The organism is Amycolatopsis sp. WGS_07 (assembly GCF_045278895.1).
GTDB lineage: Bacteria > Actinomycetota > Actinomycetes > Mycobacteriales > Pseudonocardiaceae > Amycolatopsis.
Genome location: NZ_CP136053.1, coordinates 552,313 through 572,359, shown reverse-complemented (window position 1 = coordinate 572,359; position 20,047 = coordinate 552,313). Strand labels below are relative to the sequence as shown.

11 protein-coding genes and 2 pseudogenes are annotated in these 20,047 nt (G+C 71.0%); 10 read left to right on the top strand and 3 right to left on the bottom strand.

What is annotated here, in order from left to right; translation table 11 throughout:
* Positions 1-36: 36 nt before the first annotated feature.
* The gene (locus RPX00_RS02510; protein ID WP_406637062.1) at positions 37-771 is read right to left on the bottom strand and encodes a TetR/AcrR family transcriptional regulator; all 735 of its coding nucleotides are present in this window, start codon (positions 769-771) and stop codon (positions 37-39) included.
* Positions 772-901: 130 nt separating this feature from the next.
* On the opposite strand from RPX00_RS02510, the gene RPX00_RS02505 reads away from it, so the two are divergent.
* From RPX00_RS02505 to RPX00_RS02490, 4 genes are all read left to right on the top strand, one after another.
* Complete coding sequence (locus tag RPX00_RS02505; protein WP_406637060.1) at positions 902-1,318, top strand: hypothetical protein; 417 nt, start codon at positions 902-904, stop codon at positions 1,316-1,318.
* 169 nt (positions 1,319-1,487) lie between these two features.
* Positions 1,488-2,384 (top strand): nucleotide disphospho-sugar-binding domain-containing protein, encoded by an 897-nt coding sequence (locus RPX00_RS02500; protein ID WP_406637059.1) that lies wholly within the window; start codon positions 1,488-1,490, stop codon positions 2,382-2,384.
* A gap of 100 nt (positions 2,385-2,484) precedes the next feature.
* Complete coding sequence (locus RPX00_RS02495) at positions 2,485-3,408, top strand: ATP-binding cassette domain-containing protein (protein ID WP_406637058.1); 924 nt, start codon at positions 2,485-2,487, stop codon at positions 3,406-3,408.
* The gene (locus RPX00_RS02490) at positions 3,408-4,235 is read left to right on the top strand and encodes an ABC transporter permease (RefSeq protein ID WP_406637056.1); all 828 of its coding nucleotides are present in this window, start codon (positions 3,408-3,410) and stop codon (positions 4,233-4,235) included. Before RPX00_RS02495 ends, RPX00_RS02490 begins: the two co-directional genes overlap by 1 nt.
* Before the next feature lie 146 nt (positions 4,236-4,381).
* Here RPX00_RS02490 and RPX00_RS02485 read toward each other — a convergent pair whose 3' ends face one another.
* Positions 4,382-5,011, bottom strand: a complete 630-nt coding sequence (locus tag RPX00_RS02485) for a ScbR family autoregulator-binding transcription factor (RefSeq protein ID WP_406637054.1) — start codon at positions 5,009-5,011, stop codon at positions 4,382-4,384.
* Between the two features lie 487 nt (positions 5,012-5,498).
* Here RPX00_RS02485 and RPX00_RS02480 point away from each other — a divergent pair, with 487 nt between their 5' ends.
* Both RPX00_RS02480 and RPX00_RS02475 read left to right on the top strand, forming a co-directional pair.
* Complete coding sequence (locus RPX00_RS02480; RefSeq protein ID WP_406637052.1) at positions 5,499-5,729, top strand: hypothetical protein; 231 nt, start codon at positions 5,499-5,501, stop codon at positions 5,727-5,729.
* A gap of 26 nt (positions 5,730-5,755) precedes the next feature.
* Positions 5,756-6,496, top strand: a complete 741-nt coding sequence (locus RPX00_RS02475) for an ABC transporter ATP-binding protein (RefSeq protein ID WP_406637051.1) — start codon at positions 5,756-5,758, stop codon at positions 6,494-6,496.
* On the opposite strand, the gene RPX00_RS02470 is transcribed toward RPX00_RS02475, so the two are convergent.
* A complete protein-coding gene (locus RPX00_RS02470; protein ID WP_406637049.1) occupies positions 6,414-6,974 on the bottom strand; it encodes a hypothetical protein in 561 nt (186 codons plus the stop codon). The genes RPX00_RS02475 and RPX00_RS02470 overlap by 83 nt on opposite strands.
* 80 nt (positions 6,975-7,054) lie before the next feature.
* Between RPX00_RS02470 and RPX00_RS02465 the strand changes: the two genes are divergently transcribed.
* The 4 genes and pseudogenes from RPX00_RS02465 to RPX00_RS02450 all read left to right on the top strand — a co-directional run.
* On the top strand, positions 7,055-9,049 hold the full coding sequence (locus RPX00_RS02465) for an ABC transporter permease (RefSeq protein WP_406637047.1): 1,995 nt from the start codon (positions 7,055-7,057) through the stop codon (positions 9,047-9,049).
* A 98-nt stretch (positions 9,050-9,147) separates the two neighbouring features.
* A complete protein-coding gene (locus tag RPX00_RS02460) occupies positions 9,148-10,020 on the top strand; it encodes a nucleotide disphospho-sugar-binding domain-containing protein (RefSeq protein ID WP_406637045.1) in 873 nt (290 codons plus the stop codon).
* A 121-nt stretch (positions 10,021-10,141) separates the two neighbouring features.
* Positions 10,142-15,253 (top strand): annotated as a pseudogene (locus RPX00_RS02455) (type I polyketide synthase); the annotation flags it as partial.
* Positions 15,254-15,288: 35 nt separating this feature from the next.
* Positions 15,289-19,986 (top strand): annotated as a pseudogene (locus RPX00_RS02450) (type I polyketide synthase); the annotation flags it as partial.
* Positions 19,987-20,047 lie beyond the last annotated feature (61 nt).

The window sequence follows — 20,047 nt, the reverse complement described above, 5'->3', positions numbered from 1 at the left end:
GCGGCGGAGGCACCCTGGTGCCAGGGGTCTCCGCCGTCAATGCCTGTCGAGGTAAGCGGCGATGCCGTCGAGGACGCGGTCCAGGCCGAAGTCGACGTCCACGGCCGCCGGGTACTGCCGCTGGGCCGCGAGGGCGGCCACGCCGGGGTAGCCGCGGTCGGCGAGCAACGGCTGCAGGAACGTGCGGACGCCGTCGGCGTGGTCGGGGAAACTGGCCGAGTCCGGGTCGGCGACCGCGCGGAGGCGTTCGGCCGTGCCGCGCGCGAAGTCCGCCACCAGCCTCGCGCAGCCGAGAGCGTCCACATCGGACAGACCGGCGGCGGACAGCGCCGCCAGCAGCAGCTCCGTCCAGCCCAGCAGGTGCGGGGTGACGGCATCGCCGCGGACCGGCACGTCGAGCAGCCACGGGCGGACCCGGTAGCGCTCCAGCGCGGCGTGGGTCCAGGCCTTGGCGGTGGCCCGCCACCCGAGGTCGTCCGGCAGCTCCGGCGGCGGCCCGAAACCGGCGTCCGCGAGGAGCACCAGCAGTTCGTCCTTCGAGCCGAGGTAGCGGTACAGCGCGTTGGTGGTCAGCTCGAGCGAAGCGGCGATGTTGGGCAGCGACGCGGCCGAGAGCCCTTCGGCGTCAGCGAGTTCGACGGCGGCCGCGACGATCTGCGCCACACTGTGCGAGGGCTTGGGGCCGCGGCGGGCGCGCGGCGCGGCACCCCAGGCGGGGGCCAGCCCAGGGGGCAGCTGCCGGAGGTCGGCACGATCGGGCTCGGTGGTCATCTTTCGCTCCGCGGTGTCCTTCGAGTAAACTGTGCAAGCCCTACACTAATCAAGCTGAGAGGCTACGGGAAATGGTCGCGACGGCATCCAAGCCTGCCCTGGAACGCGTCCAGGCCGAAGGTCCGCTGTCGTGAACCCGGCCCACCGGTTCGCGGGCCGGGTCAGCGAGCTGGACCGCAAGCTGGCGGCCACCGAGATCGAGCACGCCCGTTCGGAAGGCGAGTACGACGTCGCCGAGGCCGCCCGGCGGCTGGCGCTGGTCCAAACCGCGACCACGCAGGCCGCGCTGCGCGTCGCGGTCGACGGCCGGACCGGCGAGGTCATCCCGCCGGCGCTTGAAGCGGCACCGCGGGTCGCGGGCGCGCTGTGGCTGCTCGTCAGCGTCGTCCACATCGTCATCTGGCTGATGGACGGCGCGCTCGGCGGGGACTGGGACCCGTCGTGGCTGCTCTGGGTGCTGTTCGGCGGCGGGGTGCTGGCGGGCGGCGTGTGGGCCGCGCGCGAGTGGGACCGCCGCCTGCGCGCGGTGTCCGGCGCGAGCGGATAGCCGACATCGGGGACTCCATAGCGGAGAGTATCGACGAGGTCCGGTCCTCGCGCGGGACCCGGCCCGGACAGCGGGCAATAGGGGTACTGAGGCACCTCCGGCGCGGTTAATCTCGAATCACCCATTCGCGCCGGGTATTCCCCGGTTTCCCTTTTCTGGAGTGGACTCCATGCGTGTGCTCATGGCCGCCCCGTCTTCGCCCGCCCGGCTGCACAATCTCGCGCCATTCGCGTGGGCATTGCGGACGGCGGGCCATGAGGTGAAAATCGCCGGACGCCCTTCGTTCGCCGAGGAAATCCTCCGCACCAGTGCGGTAGCGGTCGAGCTGGAAGACGGTGACGAAACGGCGCTCGCCGAGTCCGCGGCCTTGACCGAATTCGCCGAGCTGTGGCGTCCCCAGGTCGTGGTCTCCGATGCCCTCGCCCCGGCGGGAACGGCCGCCGCGCGAGCGGTCGGGGCCGTCGCGGTCCGCGTCCTCGGCGCGCTGGACGAGCCGGACGCTGCAGACCCCGCGGACGTCACCTTGGACACCGTGCCGCCGTCGCTGCGGACCGGGAGCGGTGCCGTCCGCGCGATGCGGCACGTGCCCTACTTCGGTCCCGTCGTGGTGCCGAACTGGTTGCGCCGCAAGGCAAGGCGCAGCCGCGTGCTGCTGCACCTCACCGACGAAACGCTGTTCGGCCCGCTGTTCGACGTGGTCGCGGGGGAGGACTTCGAACTCGTGTGCGCGGCCCGCATCCCGTCGGGCGTCACGCTGCCGGCCAACGTCCGGCTCGTCGACTCCGCGCCACCGGCCGCCCTGCTGTCGACGTGCGTCGCGGTCATCCACGACGGCGACGCGGCACTCGCCCTCGCGGCGGCGGCGCACGGCCTGCCCCAGCTTTCCCTTGCCGCATCAGCGATTGCCGAGCGCATCGCGGCGGCAGGCGCCGGAAAGACCGGCTCCGGCGAAGAGGCCCGCGCGCTGACGGCCGACGCGGAGCTGGACCGCGCCGCGAAGGCATTGCGGGAAGAGATCGCCGCGTTGCCCGCCCCTCGGACCATTGTGGACGAACTGATCCGCTGACCGCGCCGGGAACCCCTAATCCGGCTCGCCCCGGCCACTGTTGTCCGGCCCGGCCGGAGTGTGGCCCACTGGAAAGACCCGAACGAGGAGAGGTAACCCCATGGTCACCGGCTACGCAATCGAAGCACGGGGGCTGCGCAAGTCCTACGGCGACGTGGAAGTGCTGGAAAGCGTCGACCTGAGCGTGCGGCGCGGCACGATGTTCGCGTTGCTCGGCCCCAACGGCGCCGGGAAGACCACGACGGTGCGGATCCTCAGCACCCTCCTGGACGCAGACGGCGGCACCGTGACCATCAACGGCCACGACCTCGCCGGGTCCAAGCGGACCGTGCGCGAGCAGATCGGCCTGACCGGACAGGACACCGCGGTCGACGAACTGCTCACCGGCCGCGAAAACCTGGAGATGATGGCCCGGCTGTTCCACCTGCCGACCGCGCGGGCGAAGGAGCGGGCCACCGAACTGCTCGCGCAGTTCGACCTGGTCGAGGCCGCCGGCCGCCAGGTCAAGACCTACTCCGGCGGCATGCGCCGCAGGCTCGACCTGGCGATCAGCCTGATCACCTCGCCGCCGGTGCTGTTCCTCGACGAGCCGACCACCGGCCTCGACCCGCGCAGCCGCTCGGCGATGTGGGACGCGATCCGCGAGCTGCTCAACGGCGGCACCACGATCCTGCTCACCACGCAGTACCTCGAGGAGGCCGACCAGCTCGCCGACCGGATCGCGGTCATCGACAAGGGCCGCGTCGTCGCCGAAGGCACGGCGGCCGAACTCAAGCGCAACGTGGGCACCGAGCGGCTGAAGCTCACCTTCGCCACCGAAGCCGAAGCGGCGCGCGCACACGAGGTCGCCGGCGGGGTGCTGACCGGCGACACCGTCAGCGTCGCGATCGACCAGCCCGCTCAGGTCCGGCTGGTGCTCAACCAGATCGACGACGCGGGCCTCGAGACCACCGGGCTGGAGCTTTCCGAGCCGACCCTGGACGACGTTTTCCACACCCTCACCGGAACCGCGGGAGCGAACTGATGACCCAGACCCTGTCCAGGGAGCAAGCGGGGACGCAGATCCCCAGTGCCCCGAGCCGTTCGCCGTTCGCGCTGGCCCTGTCCGATTGCCGGGTGCTGGTCGCGCGCAACGTCAAGCACATCGTCCGCAATCCGGAGATGCTGATCCAGGCGGTTTCGCTGCCGATCGTGCTGCTCCTGCTGTTCCGCTTCATGTTCGGCGGCGCGATCAACCTGCCCGGCATGGCCTACGTCGACTACCTGGTGCCCGGCCTGGTGGTCGTCAGCATCGGCTTCAACTCGACGACGACCGTGGTCGGCGTGGCCGCGGACCTGACCCAAGGCCTGGTCGAGCGGTTCCGCTCGATGCCGATGGCCGGTTCGGCCGTCCTCGTCGGCCACGTCGCCTCCGGCGTGCTGCGCAGCCTGCTTTCGCTCGTCGTGATGGTCGCGGTGGGCCTGGCCATCGGATTCCGCCCGGCGGGCGGCGTGCTCGGCTGGCTCGTCGCGACCGGCCTGCTGGTGCTGTTCGCCGCCGGCGTGTTCTGGCTCGCCACGCTGGTGGGGTCGATCGCCAAAACCGTCGAGGGCGCGGGCGGCCTCGGCATGATCTTCGTGTTCGTCCCCTACGCCACCAGCGCGCTCGTTCCCACCGGATCGATGCCGTCGGTGCTGCGGGCCGTCGTCGACAACCAGCCAGTGACGGTGGTCATCGACGCCGTCCGCGGCCTGATGAACGGCACGGCGGTGGCCTCGACCGTGTGGCTGGCGTTCGCCTGGTCGCTCGTCCTCACCATCGTCGGCGCGTACCTCGCGATCCGGAAGTTCCACCAGCGCGCCCGCGGCTGACCTCCTCCGCGGTGGCGAAGGCGGCCCGTGCCCCCGAGCACGGGCCGTCTTTTGTGCGCACATCGCGCAACGCACTAAACCGACTTCCCGGTTTTCAGCAGAACCGGGAAGCCGGTCGGTTTGTTCTGTGCTGGTGCTGGGCGCGGTCAGACCGCGGCCGCCGCCTGCTGCGTCCCCTGCGGAGCGAATCGGTGCAACCGCCGCGGCGGGACCACCGAGTTCAGGATCGTGGTCCACATGAACGTCGTGCGCTCGGTCAGGTCGCCCCGGCCGGTCAGCACCTGGGAACTCAGCTGGATCCCGGTGAACGAGGCCTGCACGAACACCGCGAGGTCGTGCGCGTTGATCTCCTTGCGCACGTCGCCCGCCGCCTTCGCCGCGACCAGGCAGCCGTGGATCGTGTCGATCCACCGCCGGTACGCGTTGCCCGCCGGCGCGATGAACGAACCCTGCTCGATGACCAGCCGGATGCTCGCCCGGACGCGCACGTCGGACTGCAGGCTGGCCGCCATCCCCTGGGTCAGGTCGATGACCGTCTGCAGTCCGGGGCTCTCGATCGCCGAGAGCGGGTCCCAGACCGTGAACTGCTCCTCGATCAGCGCGTCGGCAAGGTCTTCCTTCGACTTGAAGTGGAAGTACAAGGCGCCCTTCGTGACGCCGGCCTCGGCCAATATCTCCGACAGGCTCGCGCCGAGGAAGCCGACGGCGTCGAACCGCGAGGCGGCCGCCTCGAGGATCGCGTTCCGTGTCTGCTCCGCGCGCTCTTGACGAGCCACGTCCGCCCCCTCACTTTGGCAGACCGGTCCACAGTAGACCGGTCGCAGTGCCCCCCGCGTAGGGAGAGTCTACGTCCCGGCGGCCGGGAAAGCCACTAAAAAACCGCTCGGTTGGTATCGTTTTAAGGGGCCGACTCCGCTAGAGTCGATGCGGGGGTGCCCGGGAAGAGCGACCCGATCCCGCGGAGCCGACCGTGCTGCGCGAGCCGGGTGAGTCCACTGTGGACAATTCAGGCTTCGGTGAAGACGCGGCAATCATCTCGTCGCACGGGCTCGGGCGGCATCTTTCGTCCTGATCCGTCCTTCGGTAAACTGTGCAAGCCTTACACTGATCCGCTGTCCCGCGGGCCGCGTTCGACGGCGGCCGAGACCTCCCGAAACCCCTGCGATCAGGGCTGGGGTTCCCCGATCATCCGGCGTCCGCTAAACTGTGCAAGCCTTACACAATTAATCCCGACTCCGCCGAAGCCGTATTGGGGGGCCTCTCATGTCGGAGAGCACCGCGAAGACCCGCTCGGGGAGCGGACGCGCTCGCCTGATCATCACGGTCGCCTGGGCCGCTGTCCTTGGCGTCCAGTTCGTCATCTGGCTGCTGATGTGCCTCATCAGCCTGTCCTTCAAATGGCCCTTCTGGCTGTGGACGCTCGGCGGAGGCGTCCTCGTGCTCGGGGTCTGGTGGTCGCTCGACCGTCGCGGCGCCGGGAACGGATCGGAGTGAACAACGTGCCCACCACCACTACTTCCGTGGCAACGCCGGTCCAGCTGGACGCGGTGCACAAGACCTACGGCCGCGGCGAGAGCGCGGTCGAAGCGCTCGCCGGCGTGTCCGTTTCCTTCCCAGCGGGCACTTTCACCGCGGTGATGGGCCCGTCCGGGTCCGGCAAGAGCACGCTGCTGCACTGCGCGGCCGGGCTGGACACGCCGACCTCGGGCACGGTCTCCCTCGTCGGGACCGACCTCAAGGGCAAGAACGAAACGCAGCTCACCGAACTGCGCCGCGAGCACGTCGCGTTCATTTTCCAGTCGTTCAACCTGATGCCCGCGCTGAACGTGGAGCAGAACGTCACGCTGCCTACGCTGCTGGCCGGCCGCACGCCGGACAAGGCGTGGGTGGACCAGGTGATCGCGCGCGTCGGGCTGTCCCGGCGCGTGAAGCACCGGCCCGGCGAGCTGTCCGGCGGGCAGCAGCAGCGCGTCGCGATCGCCCGCGCGCTCGCCGCCCGCCCGGCCGTGGTGTTCGCCGACGAGCCCACCGGCGCGCTCGACTCCACCACCGCGCTCGAGGTGCTCGGCCTGATGCGCGAGCTGGTCAGCGCGGGCCAGACCATCGTGATGGTCACCCACGACCCGGTCGCGGCGTCCCACGCGGACAACGTGCTGTTCCTGGTCGACGGCCGGATCGTCACGCAGATGGCGGCGCCGAGCGTCGATGCGGTCGCCAGCACGCTGGCCCACCTCGGCGAGCAGGCGAGGAGGCAGCGGTGAGTTCGCGGCGAGTGACGCTCGCGCTCGCGCTGTCGAGCCTCCGGTACCGCGCGGCGGCGTCGCTCGCGTCGTTCGTCGCGATCTTCGTCGGCTGCGGTCTGCTGATCGCGTGCGCCGGGCTGTTCGAGACGGCGATCGTGCTGAAGGCCGAGCCGCAGCGGCTGTCCGCGGCTCCGCTCGTGGTCGGCGGATCCGCCGGTTTCAAGCTGCCGGACGAGGAATCCCAGGTCGTCCCGTACGCCGAACGGGCCGTGCTGCCCGAGGACCAGGTCGCGAAGATCTCCGCGGTGCAGGGCGTCGGCCAGGCGGTGCCGGACGTGTCGTTCGCGACGGTGCTGCTGCGCGACGGCGCGCCCGCCGACGCGGACGCGGCGGTCCTTTCCGGACACGGCTGGGATTCCGCTTCGCTCGGCGGATACAAGCTCACCGAGGGCGCGGCCCCGAACACTCCGGGCCAGGTCGTGCTCGACGCGGCCACCGCGTCCGCGGCTGGCGTGCATCCGGGTCAGGCCGTCGATCTGGCGGTGAACGGGCAGCGGCAGTCGTTCCAGGTTTCCGGTGTCGCAGCGCCTTCTGCAGACGGTCAAGGCACCCGCGTTCTTCTTCTCCGTCGCGGACGCGCAGCGGTTCAACCCGCATCCGGGCACCGTCGGGCTGGTCGGCGTGTTCCCGGCCAACGGTGTCGACGCGGCGGACCTGGCGGGCAAGATCTCCGAGCAGGTCCCGTCGCTCACCGTGCTGACCGGCGACGATCGCGGTGCGGCCGAATTCGTCGGCGTGAACGCAAGCCAGCTCCCGCTGATCCTGCTCGCGGCCGTGTTCGGCGGCATGGTGCTGGTCGTGATGGCGCTGGTCGTCTCCGCGACGATCAGCCTCACCGTCCGGCAGCGGCAGCAGGAACTCGCGCTGCTGCGGGCGACCGGGGCGACACCGAAACAGGTGCACCGCATGGTCGTCATGGAGACGATGGCGGTCGGCGCGCTCGCCGCGGTGTGCGGGGCGTTCCTGGGCAGCCTGCTCGGGAACTGGATCTTCAGCACCAGCGGCTCGCTCGGCATCGTGCCGGACGAACTCGCCTTCACCCAGGACGTCTTCGCGTTCGCGGCCGGTCTCGTCGTCACGCTCGCGATCACCTTCGGGGCCGCGTGGTTCGCCGCGCTGGCCGCCGCGCGGGCCCGGCCCATCCAGGCGCTGGCCGAGGCGGCGATCCCGGGCGTCAAGGTGAACCCGCTGCGCCGCATGGGCGCGCTGATCTGCGGCGCGGCCACCGTGCTGCTCGCCGCGACCACGGTCTTCATGCCCGCCGACAGCGCGGCGGCGATCGGCGGCCCGGCACTGCTCACCGGCGCGATCGCGGTCGCGCTGCTCGGTCCGGAGATCCTCGCCTGGGTGGTGGACCGGTTCGGTCCGTTCGTGCGCCGGATCGCCGGCCGCGACGCCACGCTCGCGGTCATCAACACCCGGGCGCGGGCGGTCGCGTTCGCCGCGGTGCTCACGCCGATCACGCTGGCCAGCGCCGTCGCGCTCGGCAACGTGTATTCCGAGACCACCGCGCAAAACGCGCAGGTCGCCGCGTATGCCGGGCAGCTGCAGGCAGACGCGGTGGTCAGCTCGGCCGCGGGCGGGTTCTCGGCGGACCAGCTCGCGCAGATCCGCAGCACGCCAGGGGTTTCGACGTCGTCGCCGCTCGTCACCAGCTCCGGCTGGGTCGAGGAACCCTACGACGGCAACGGAAGCGACCCGCTGCGGCTGATGGGCATCGCCGCGCAGGACCAGGGCGGCACGGTGCTCACCACCGAGGTCACCGAAGGCTCGCTCACCGGGCTGCGCGGAAACTCCGTGGCGCTGCCGGTGTCGGTCGCCGAGAATCTGGAAGTCAAGGTCGGGTCCAAGATCAAGATGCGGCTCGGCGACGGGGCGCAGGTCCCGGTCACCGTGGTCGCGCTGCTGGACAGCCCGTCCAGCTACGCGAGCATGGTGCTGCCGGCCGATCTGCTGGCCGCGCACACCACCAGCGGCCTGGCGTCGCAGGTGCTCGTGCGGGGCGGGGACGCCAGTGCGCTCGCGTCGGCGTTGTCCGACCGGGCGAAGGCCTGGCCAGGGGTCACGGTCGGCGACGACAGCGCGCTCGCCGCGAGTTTCCAGGCGAGTGCCGACGTCGAGGCGCTGATCAACTACCTGCTGGCCGTGCTCGCCATCGCCTACGCCGCGATCGCCGCGGTGAACACGCTCGCGGTGGCCGTGCTGGGCCGCCGCCGGGAGTTCGGCGCGCAACGGCTCGCCGGCGCGGACCGGGGCCAGGTGCGGCGGATGCTGTTCGTGGAAGGCGGGATCGTGGCGGTGACCGGGCTGGTGCTCGGCATCGTGATCTCGCTCTTCACCGTGCTCCCGATGGCGCTGACCACCGGCGAGATCATCCCGTCCGGGCCGGTCTGGGTGCTCCTCGCCGTGGTGGTCGCGATCTTCCTGATCGTGTGGCCGGCGACCGCGCTCTCAGCCCGGCTGGCGATGCGCCGCAACGCCATCGAAGCGGTGAAACTGCCTGGCCAGTAACGGTTTCTAGGGGTACGCCGGGCCGGTCCGGGGTGGTTAGTCTCGTGAGGACTGTCCATTCCCGGGCCGGCCCGGTGTTTCGTCTCTGGAGTGATCCCATGCGTGTACTCCTGGCCGCGCCGTCGGCGACGGCCCGCCTGCACACTCTGGTGCCGCTCGCCTGGGCGCTGCGCTGTGCCGGGCACGACGTGAAAATCGCCGGCCGGCCGGAGTTCGTCGAGGAGATCCTCCGGACCGGCTGTGTCGCGGTCGAACTCGAGAGCGGCGACGCGGCGCTGACCGAATCCGCCAAGCTGGTGGAGTTCGCGCGATTGTGGCGTCCGGACGCGGTGATCTCGAATGCCCCCGCAGGAATCGCCGCCGCCCGCGCGGTCGACGCGAAAGCGGTGCGCGTACTGGGGCCGACCGATGAACCGGACACCACGGTGGACCACACGCTCGATGTCGTTCCCCCTTCCTTAAGGGACTCTCCTGGACAACCGTTGCGGCATGTGCCGTACTTCGGTCCAACCGAGGTGCCGGCTTGGTTGCGCCGCAAGGCACGCCGGGCCCGTATCCTCCTGTCGCTGAACGATCCGTCGTGGTATGCGCCATTCTTCAGCGCGGTGTCCAATGTGGATGCTGAAGTGGTGTGCGCGGCAGGAGTACCGGACGGACTCGAATTGCCACGAAATGTCAAGCTGGTCGACGCCGCACCGCCGGCCGCTGTGTTGCCAACGTGTGCGGCAGTGGTGCACGACGGTGACGAGGCCTTAGCGCTCGCCGCGGTCGCGTATGGACTTCCTCAGTTGTCGCTGGCCGACTCCGCGTTCGGCACTCGCGTTGCCGCTGCGGGTGCGGGCCTTTCCGGTGCGGCGGAAGGGGTTTCCCGCTTGACGGAGGAAACGCTTCGCTCCGGCGCGAACGCGTTGCGTGCGGAGGTCGCCGCGTCGCCAGCTCCGCGCGCGATCGTCGCCGCGCTGGCCAGGTGAATGTGGGGCCGCTAGGGGTGGGGGCACGCCAGGCCCGTCGGTAGCGTTCCCGACGTGGCACTTTCCACCCTTTTCGCGGTTAGGCGGGGCGATTGGCGTGAGTAGCGACTTCCAGTCCAGCGGCGAGAACGAGCGCAAACTGCTCGCCTATCTCAAAAGCGCGACGACCGATCTTCGCGAAGCGAAGCGGGCGTTGCGGGAAACGCGCGAGCGCGCCAGCGAGCCGATCGCGATCGTCGGCATGGCCTGCCGGTACCCGGGCGGCGTCGCGTCGCCCGAGGACCTGTGGAACCTCGTCGCCACCGGAACCGACGCGATCGGCGGCTTCCCGGAGGACCGCGGCTGGCCGCTGGACACGCTGTACGACCCCACGGGCGAGCGGCCGGGCACCACGTACACCCGCGAGGCCGGTTTCCTGTACGACGCGGCGGAATTCGACCCGGAGTTCTTCGGCATTTCGCCGCGCGAGGCGCTCGCCATGGACGCGCAGCAGCGGATCCTGCTGGAAACCTCGTGGACCGCGCTGGAGCGGGCCGGGATCGTGCCGGAGACGTTGCGCGGCAGCGAAACCGGCGTGTTCGCCGGAGTCATGTACCACGACTATGCCGGGCATGAGGCTGCCGGCAGCGTCATCTCGGGCCGGGTCGCGTACGCGCTCGGCCTCGAAGGCCCGGCGGTGAGCGTGGACACCGCGTGCTCGTCGTCGCTCGTCGCACTGCATTGGGCCGCGCAGGCACTGCGTCGCGGCGACTGTTCGCTGGCGTTGGTCGGCGGGGTTACCGTGATGGCCACGCCCGGGACGTTCGTGGACTTCGCCGAACAGCGCGGGCTTTCCGACGACGGCCGCTGCAAGGCGTTCGCCGCCGCGGCCGACGGAACCGGCTGGGGCGAGGGCGCGGGCGTTCTCGTGGTCGAGCGGCTTTCCGAAGCCCGCCGCCACGGTCACCCAGTGCTCGCCGTCATCCGGGGTTCCGCAGTGAACTCCGACGGCGCGTCGAGCGGACTGACTGTCCCCAATGGACCCGCGCAGCAGCGGGTGATTCGCCAAGCGCTGGAATCGGCCGGCCTGACCACGGCGGACGTCGACCTCGTCGAGGGACACGGCACCGGCACGAAGCTCGGCGACCCGATCGAAGCGCAGGCGCTGCTCGCGACGTACGGCCAGGACCGCAGCGAGCCGCTGTGGCTGGGCTCGCTCAAGTCGAACATCGGGCACACCCAGGCCGCGGCCGGGGTCGGCGGCGTGATCAAGGTCGTGGAAGCGATGCGGCACGGCGTGCTCCCGAAGACCCTGCACGTCGACGCGCCCTCGCCGCACGTCGACTGGTCGGCCGGCGACGTCGAGCTGCTCACCGAGGCCCGCCCGTGGCCGGAGACCGGACGCGCCCGCCGCGCCGCGGTGTCGTCGTTCGGGATCAGCGGCACCAACGCGCACGTGATCGTGGAGCAGGCCGAGCCGGTCGAGGAAGCCGACGCACCGGTCGAGGTGCCGGTGCTCGCCTGGCCAGTGTCCGCGGACCGCGCGGACACGCTCGATGCGCAGGTAAGCCAGCTCTCGACAGTCGAAGGCTCGCCGACGGACATCGGCTTCTCCTTGGCCACCACTCGGTCCACTTTGGACCACCGTGCGGTGCTCGTCGGTGCCACGCGAGAAGAGCTGAGCGAAGTCCGGGGCCGCCGCACCAACGGCCGTACGGCGTTCCTCTTCACCGGCCAGGGTGCCCAACGCGCCGGAATGGGCGCCGAACTCGCCGCGAAGTACCCGGTATACGCCGAAGTCTTTGACGCCGTGTGCGCCGAACTCGACCCGCACCTGGACCGTCCACTGAAGACAGTCCTCGACGACGCCGACGAACTGGAGCGCACCGGCTTCACACAGCCCGCGTTGTTTGCGGTCGAGGTGGCGCTGTTCCGGCTGCTGGAGTCGTGGGGGATCAAGCCGGACTTCCTGCTGGGCCACTCGATTGGCGAGCTGGCTGCCGCGCACGTCGCCGGAATTCTCTCGCTCGCGGACGCGGCAGCGTTGGTCGGCGCTCGGGCTCGGTTGATGCAGGCGCTGCCCCTTGGCGGTTCGATGGTGGCGTTGCAGGCGACCGAGGACGAGGTCACGCCGCATCTGACCGACGAGGTCAGCATTGCCGCGATCAACGGCCCGGACTCGGTGGTGCTGTCGGGTACCGAAGACGCTGTCGCAGCGGTGGCGGCGGAGTTCTCGGGGCGGAAGTCCTCGAAGCTCAAGGTGTCGCACGCGTTCCACTCGCCGCTGATGGAGCCGATGCTCGCCGAGTTCGCCGTCGTGGCCGAGAAGCTCACCTACGCGAAGCCGCAGATCCCGATCGTCTCCACCGTCGGCCCGGATGTCGACCTGTCCACTCCGGACTACTGGGTGCGCCAGGTGCGTGCCGCGGTCCGGTTCCACGCCGGAGTTCAGTCCCTGGTGGACGAAGGCGTCCGGACGTTTGTCGAAATTGGACCGTCCGCAGTGCTCACCGCCGCCGCCCAGAACGGGTTCGACGACGACACGCTCGCGTTCGTCCCGGCCCAGCGCAAGGACCGCGGCGAAGCAGTCACCGCCGTCACCGCGCTCGCGACGCTGCACGCGCGCGGTGTCGAGGTCGACTGGGCCGCGTTCTACCCGGGCGCGCGCCGCGTCGACCTGCCGACCTACGCCTTCCGCAAGACCCGCTACTGGCTCCCCGCCGCCACGACCAGCGGAGACGCGACCGAACACGGCCAGCAGCCCGCCGAGCACCCGATGCTGAGTTCCGTCGTCCACCTGCCGGAAACCGACGCCGTGGTGATCACCGGCCGCCTGTCGACCAACACCGTCGGCTGGGTCGCCGACCACGTCGTGCTCGGCACGATTCTGGTGCCCGGCACGGCGTTCCTCGAGCTGGTGCACCGCGCCGCCGAGGAAGCCGGATGCGCGCACGTCGAAGAACTCACCCTCGAGGCCCCGCTCACCCTCACCGAAAGCGCGGCGATCCAGGTCGCCGTCGAGGCTGCGGACGAAAACGGCCGACGCGCGGTCACTGTCCACTCGCGACACGACAGCGCCGAAGCCTGGACTCGGCACGCAAGCGGTTTCGTTGCCCCGAACGTGGAACTGCCGTCGTTCGACTTCACCGAATGGCCGCCCACCGGTGCCACCAAGGTCGAACTGGACGACCCATACGAAACCCTCGCCGCACTGGGCTACGACTACGGCCCGGCTTTCCAAGGCCTGCAAGCGATGTGGCGGGAGGACGACGTCGTCTACGCGGAGGTCACGCTGCCTGACGGTGCCGAGGCCCGCAAGTACGGCGTCCACCCCGCCCTGCTCGACGCCGCCATGCACGCGCAACTCATCGGCCCGGCCCCAGAAGGCGGTGCCGAACCGTTGCTGCCGTTCTCGTTCAGCAACACCACAGTGCACTCGCCGGGCGCATCGACGTTGCGAGTCCGAGTCGCCCCGGCCGGCACCGACGCGATCACCCTGCAGATCGCCGACGCCACCGGCAGCCCGGTCCTGACCGTCGAGGAACTCGCCGCGCGGGCGCTCAAGCTCGCTCCGGCGAAGGACTCTCTGTATCGCACCAACTGGGAACCGGTCTCGGACCTCGGTGAACAGCACGACTTCCGCATTCTCGAAGTGTCCACTTCGGAGCGTCGGGTGCCGGAGGCCGCCCGCGCAGTCGCCGCGCAGGTGCTCGCTGCGATTCAGGAAACGCTCGACGGCGACGGTCGCCTCGCGGTGGTCACGCGCGGAGCAGTGTCCGTGCACGGCGAGGACGTCGATCCGGCGCTGGCCCCGGCGTGGGGTCTGGTCCGCGCGGCCGCGGCCGAGAACCCTGGCCGGTTTGCGCTGGTCGACGGTGACCCCGAGCAGGCGTTGGCCACCGGAGAACCGGAAACCGCGGTCCGCGACGGCAAGGTCTTCGCCCCGCGCTTCTCCGCCGCCACCGCGGAACCGGCCGGGCTGAACTGGGACAAGGTGCTGGTCACCGGCGGTACCGGCGGACTCGGCGCGGTCGTCGCCCGGCACCTGGTGACCAAGCACGGAGTGCGGAACCTGGTGCTGACCAGCCGTCGGGGAGCGAACGCCCCCGGCGCGGCCGAACTGCGTGCCGAGTTGAGCGAACTCGGCGCGACGGTCGCGGTCGAAAGCTGCGATGTCACCGATGAGGAGTCCGTGCGGAGCCTGCTCGCCACCGTCGGCCCGCTCTCCGCGGTCATCCACGCGGCCGGCGTGCCCTCGGGCGGACGTATCGAGACGCTCACCGAGGACGAGACTGCCCGCGTCTTCGCGCCGAAGGTCGATGGTGCCTGGCACCTGCACGAGCTGACGAGCGACCTCGACGCGTTCATCCTGTTCTCGTCCGCCGCCAGCACGGTCCTCGCGGCCGGGCAGGCGGGATACGCCGCCGCCAACGCGTTCCTCGACGAACTGGCCGAACACCGTCGCGCCCAAGGACTTCCGGCGACCTCGCTGTGCTGGGGTGCGTGGTCCGAAGAGGGCGGCATGGCGAGCGAACTGTCCGAAGCGGACTTCCGCCGCCTCCGCCGCCTGGGCACCCCGCCGATGGCGACCGACGAAGCACTCGCCCTGCTGGATGCCTGCCTCGCCTCGACCGAACCCGTGCTGGCCCCGATCCGCCTGGACCAGGCGGCCCTGCGCGCCCGGGCCGATGACCTGCCGCCGGTGCTCAAGGGGATGGTGCGCCGTCCGGTCAAGAAGGCCCCGGCCGCCGCTCCCGGGCTGGCGACCGTGCCCGAGGCCGAACGCGAGGAGTACCTGCTGGGCCTGGTGACCGAGCAGGTCGCGGCGATCCTCGGCTTCGCGAACGCGGCGGCGGTCGAGCCGGAGCGCGCGTTCCAGGAGATGGGCTTCGACTCGCTCACCTCCGTCGAACTGCGCAATCAGCTCGGCGCCCGCACCGGGCTCAAGCTCACGGCGACCATCGTGTTCGACCATCCGACCCCGGCCGCGCTGGCCCGCAGGCTGCACGCGCTGCTCGGCGCCGGACGCGGCCCGGAAGAACCGCTGCTGAGCGAGATCGACCGGCTGGAGGCGCTGCTCGGCGGCGCGGCCGGAACGCTGAACGGGTCGGCCGCGAAGGTCACCGCGCGGCTGGACGCCTTGGTGCGCAAGTGGACCGGCGCGCACGCCGGAGCAGAAACCGAAGCCGATCTGGACGAGGCCACCGACGACGAGCTGTTTGCCGTCCTGGACGACGAATTGGGCATCTCATGAACGGGCAGACCATGAGCAACGAGGACAAGCTCCGCGACTACCTGAAGCGTGCGACGGCCGATCTGAAACAGGCCCGCCGCCGGCTGCACGAGCTGGAGACGCGCGACACCGAGCCGATCGCGATCATCGGCATGAGCTGCCGCTACCCCGGGGGCGTCCGGACGCCGGACGACCTGTGGGACCTCGTCGACGAGGGCCGCGACGCGATCGGGGAGTTCCCGGCCGACCGCGGCTGGGACGTCGAGGGCGTCTACGACCCGACGCCCGAGCGACCCGGCAAGACCTACACCCGGCACGGCGGTTTCCTTTACAACGCAGCGGATTTCGACGCCGAGTTCTTCGGCATCAGCCCGCGTGACGCCCGCCGCGCCGACCCTCAGCAGCGGATCCTGCTCGAAGCGTCCTGGGAGGCCTTCGAGCGCGCCGGGCTCGACCCGCACGGGCTCAAGGGCAGCCCGACCGGCGTTTACGCCGGCGTGATGTACCACGACTACAGCGGCGGCAGCCCGGGCGGCAGCCTGGTGTCCGGTCAGGTGTCCTACACGCTCGGCCTTGAGGGACCGTCGGTGTCGGTGGACACCGCGTGCTCGTCTTCGCTGGTCGCGCTGCACATGGCCGCGCAGGGGCTGCGTCGCGGCGACTGCACGCTCGCGCTGGCGAGCGGTGTCGCGGTGATGGGCACGCCGGAGATGTTCATCGACTTCAGCAGCCGTCGCGGTCTCGCGGCGGATGGCCGGAGCAAGTCGTTCTCCGACGACGCCGACGGGACTTCCTGGGCTGAAGGCGTCGGCGTGCTGGTCCTGGAGCGGCTTTCCGACGCCCAGCGCAACGGGCACCGGGTGCTCGCGCTGCTGCGCGGCTCGGCGGTCAACCAGGACGGGGCCAGCAACGGCTTCTCCGCACCCAACGGTCCTTCGCAGGTCCGCGTGATCGAGGCCGCACTTGCCGACGGCGGACTGTCGCTGTCCGATGTGGACGCTGTCGAGGCACACGGCACCGGGACCGCGTTGGGCGACCCGATCGAAGCCCAGTCGCTGCTGGAGACCTACGGGCAGCGCAGCAGCGGAGCGCCGTTGCTGCTGGGTTCGATCAAGTCGAACATGGGCCACCCGCAGGCCGCCGCCGGGGTGGCGGGCGTGATCAAGATGGTGCAGGCACTGCGGCACGCCCGGCTGCCGAAGACGTTGCATGTCGGGACGCCGTCGAAGCATGTCGACTGGACCTCTGGCGCGGTCGAGTTGCTCACCGAACCGCGCGAGTGGCCTGAGGTGAACCGGCCGCGGCGGGCGGCGGTGTCGTCGTTCGGCGTGAGCGGGACGAACGCGCACGTGATCCTGGAGCAGGCCCCGGCCACGGAGGAAACCGCTAAACCTCCGGCCGCCGTTTATCCGCTGGCACTGTCGGCGAAGACGCCCGCCGCGCTCGCCGAGTCGGCGGGACAACTGGCGCAAGTGGACAGTGACCTCGCCGACGTCGTGCACACGCTCGCCACCGGACGCGCACCGCTGGACCACCGGGCGGTTGTCGTCGCTCAGGACCGCAAGCAGGCCGAGGAAGCCTTGCGTGCGTTGGCTTCCGGCGCTTCGCGGCCGGACGTGATCACCGGTGCCGCGGATGTCCGTGGCCGGACCGTCTTCGTCTTCCCCGGCCAAGGTTCACAGTGGACTGGCATGGCGCTTGACCTCATCGAGCAGTCCCCGGTCTTCGCCGCCCGAATGTCCGAATGCGACACCGCGCTGCGGAAGTTCACCGACTGGTCGGTCATCGAGGTCCTGCGCGGCGAGCCAGGAACCCCGCCGGCCGACCGGGTCGACGTGGTGCAGCCGATGCTGTGGGCGGTCATGGTGTCGCTGGCCGCGCTGTGGCGCGCGCACGGCGTCGAGCCGGACATGGTGATCGGGCACTCGCAGGGCGAGATCGCCGCGGCGACCGTCTCAGGTGCACTGTCGCTTGAGGACGGTGCGCTGGTGGTCGCGTTGCGGAGCAAGGCGATCGGTGACGTCCTCGGCGGACGCGGCGGCGGCATGCTCGCGGCGGGCCTCCCGGCCACCGAACTGGAAGAGCGGCTCGGCGCGTGGGACGGCCGCATCTCGATCGCCGCGGACAACGGCGCGACGTCGGCCGTGCTGTCCGGCGACACCGAAGCCCTCGTAGAGCTGCGTGACCAACTGGTGGCCGAAGGCTTCCGCGCGAAGCTGGTCCCGGTGGACTATGCGTCGCACTCGGCGCACGTCGAGCATCTTTCGGACCGCCTGCTCGCCGACCTCGGCCCGATCACGCCGCGCTGCGGTGACGTCGCGATGACCTCCACCGTCACCCTCGACGCGGTCGAAGAGTCCACTGTGGATGCCGCGTACTGGTTCGCGAACCTGCGCCGCACGGTCCGGTTCGCCCCGGTCGTCGCGCAGCTCGCCGAGGCAGGCTACACGCGGTTCATCGAGATCAGTCCGCATCCGGTGCTGGCCATGAGCATCCAGGAAACCCTGGACGAAACCGGGCACACCGGCTCGGTCACCGGCACCCTGCGCCGCGACGAGGGCGACCTGACCCGGTTCGCCACCTCGATGGCGGAGTACTCGGTCCGCGGCGGCTCGGTCGACTGGCTCTCTCTGGTCCCCGGCGGCCGGATCGCCGACCTGCCGACCTATCCGTTCCAGCACAAGCGTTTCTGGCACGAGGAAGAAGCCGCCACCGCTCCCGGGACGGCGACCCCGGTGGCCGACCAGGAGTTCTGGCAGGACGTGACCGGCGGCGACGTCGACGCGCTCGCCGCCCGGCTCGGTGTCGGAACCGGCCCGCTCGCCGAGGTCGTCCCGGCTCTGGCCGCCTGGCACGGCCGCCGCACCGAACTGTCCACGGTGGACTCCTGGCGGTACCGCGTGTCGTGGGCCCCGCTGTCCGGCGTGACCAGCGGACTGACCGGCAGCTGGCTGGTCGTCGTCCCCGCCGGGGTGGCACCCGCGACCGAACTGGCGGACGCACTGGCCGAGCAAGGCGATGTCGTCCGTCTGGTCGCGGTTGACGGCAACCGCGCGGCCCTGGCCGAGTTGCTCGGCGAGGCCACCGCAGTCCGTCCGTTCGACGGCGTGCTGTCGCTGCTCGCCCTCGACGACAACCCGACGCTCGCCACGATCGCGCTGCTGCAAGCGTTGCGGGACAACGAGATCGACGCTCCCGCCTGGGTCGTCACCCGAGGCGCGGTGGCGGTCGACGCCTTCTCCGACGCGGACCCCGAAGCCGCCTCGGTCTGGGGCCTCGGCACTGTGGTGTCGCTGGACCAGCCCGGCAGCTGGGGCGGCCTGGTGGACATCACCGATGCGTCCGATGCGGCCAAGCTCGCCGCGGTGGTCTCCGGCGTCAACGACGAGGACCAGGTCGCGATCCGGCCGTCCGGAGTGTTCGCCAAGCGGATGGTGCACGCGCCGCTCGGCCCGGACACGGCCGAACCGTGGCAGCCGCGCGGCACCGTGCTCATCACCGGCGGCACCGGCGCGGTCGGCGGGCACGTCGCGCGCTGGCTCGCCGCTCGCGGGGCGGAACATCTGGTGCTGACCAGCCGTCGCGGCCTTGAAGCGGAAGGCGCGCGGGAGCTGGTGGAAGAGCTGTCCGGCACCCGCGTCACCGTCGTGGCCTGCGACGTTGCCGACGAGACGGCACTGGCCAAGCTGCTCGCAGAGCACCCGCCGTCCGCCGTGGTGCACGCCGCCGGGGTGCTGACCCGGGAACCCGCACTGGCCGACGTCACGCCAGAGGAATTCAACGCGGCGATCCGCGCGAAGGTCACCGGTGCCGCACTGCTTGACCGGCTGCTCGGCGACACCGAACTCGACGCGTTTGTCCTGATGTCCTCCGGGGCTGCGGTGTGGGGCACCTCGGGCCAGCCCGCCTACGCGGCGGGCAACGCCTACCTCGACGCACTGGCCCGCCGCCGCCGTGCGGCCGGGCGCACCGCGACCGCGGTGGCCTGGGGTTCCTGGGGCGGGGGCGGCATGGTCGACGCGGAAGCGAGCGATCTGCTGCGCCGCATGGGGTTGGCCGAGATGGACCCGCGGCTGGCCGCCGAAGCCCTCGGCCAGGCGCTCGACCACGACGAGTCCCAGCTGGTCGTCGCGGACATCGACTGGTCCGCGTTCGCGCCGGTCTACCAGCTCGCCCGGCCCCGCCCGCTGTTGCGCGGCATCCCCGAGGCGGCCGCCGACCAGACCGACGCCGAACCGGTGGGCGCGGGCGACCTCGCCACCCGGCTGGCCGCGCTGACGCCCGCCGAACAGCGCCGGACCGTGCTGGACCTGGTGCGCGGCGAGGTCGCCGCGGTCGCCGGCTACGACGACGGCGGTGCGGTGGACCCCGCGCGGGCCTTCAAGGAACTCGGCTTCGACTCGGTGACCGCGGTCGACCTGCGCAACCGGCTCGGCTCGAACACCGGGCTGAAGCTGCCCGCGACGGTCGCGTTCGACCACGTCAACCCGCAGGCGCTGGCCGAGCACCTGTGGAGCCAGCTGTGCGCGGGCGAGACGGAGGTCCCGCTCGAGGCCGGGCTCGACCGGCTCGAAGCGGCGGCCGCCGCGCTCGACGCCGCGGAGATCGACCGGTCCCGCATCCTGCCCCGGCTCCAGGCGGTGGTCGCCGCGCTGCACCAGACGCTCTCGGGCGGCCAGTCCGGCTCCGAAGCGCTCGACGCGGCCACCACCGACGAACTGTTCGCCCTCATCGACGACGAACTCGGCGCCTGACCACCCGCCCTTGATTCTGCGACAAGAGGTTCTCCAGATGTCTGACGAAGCCAGGACCGAC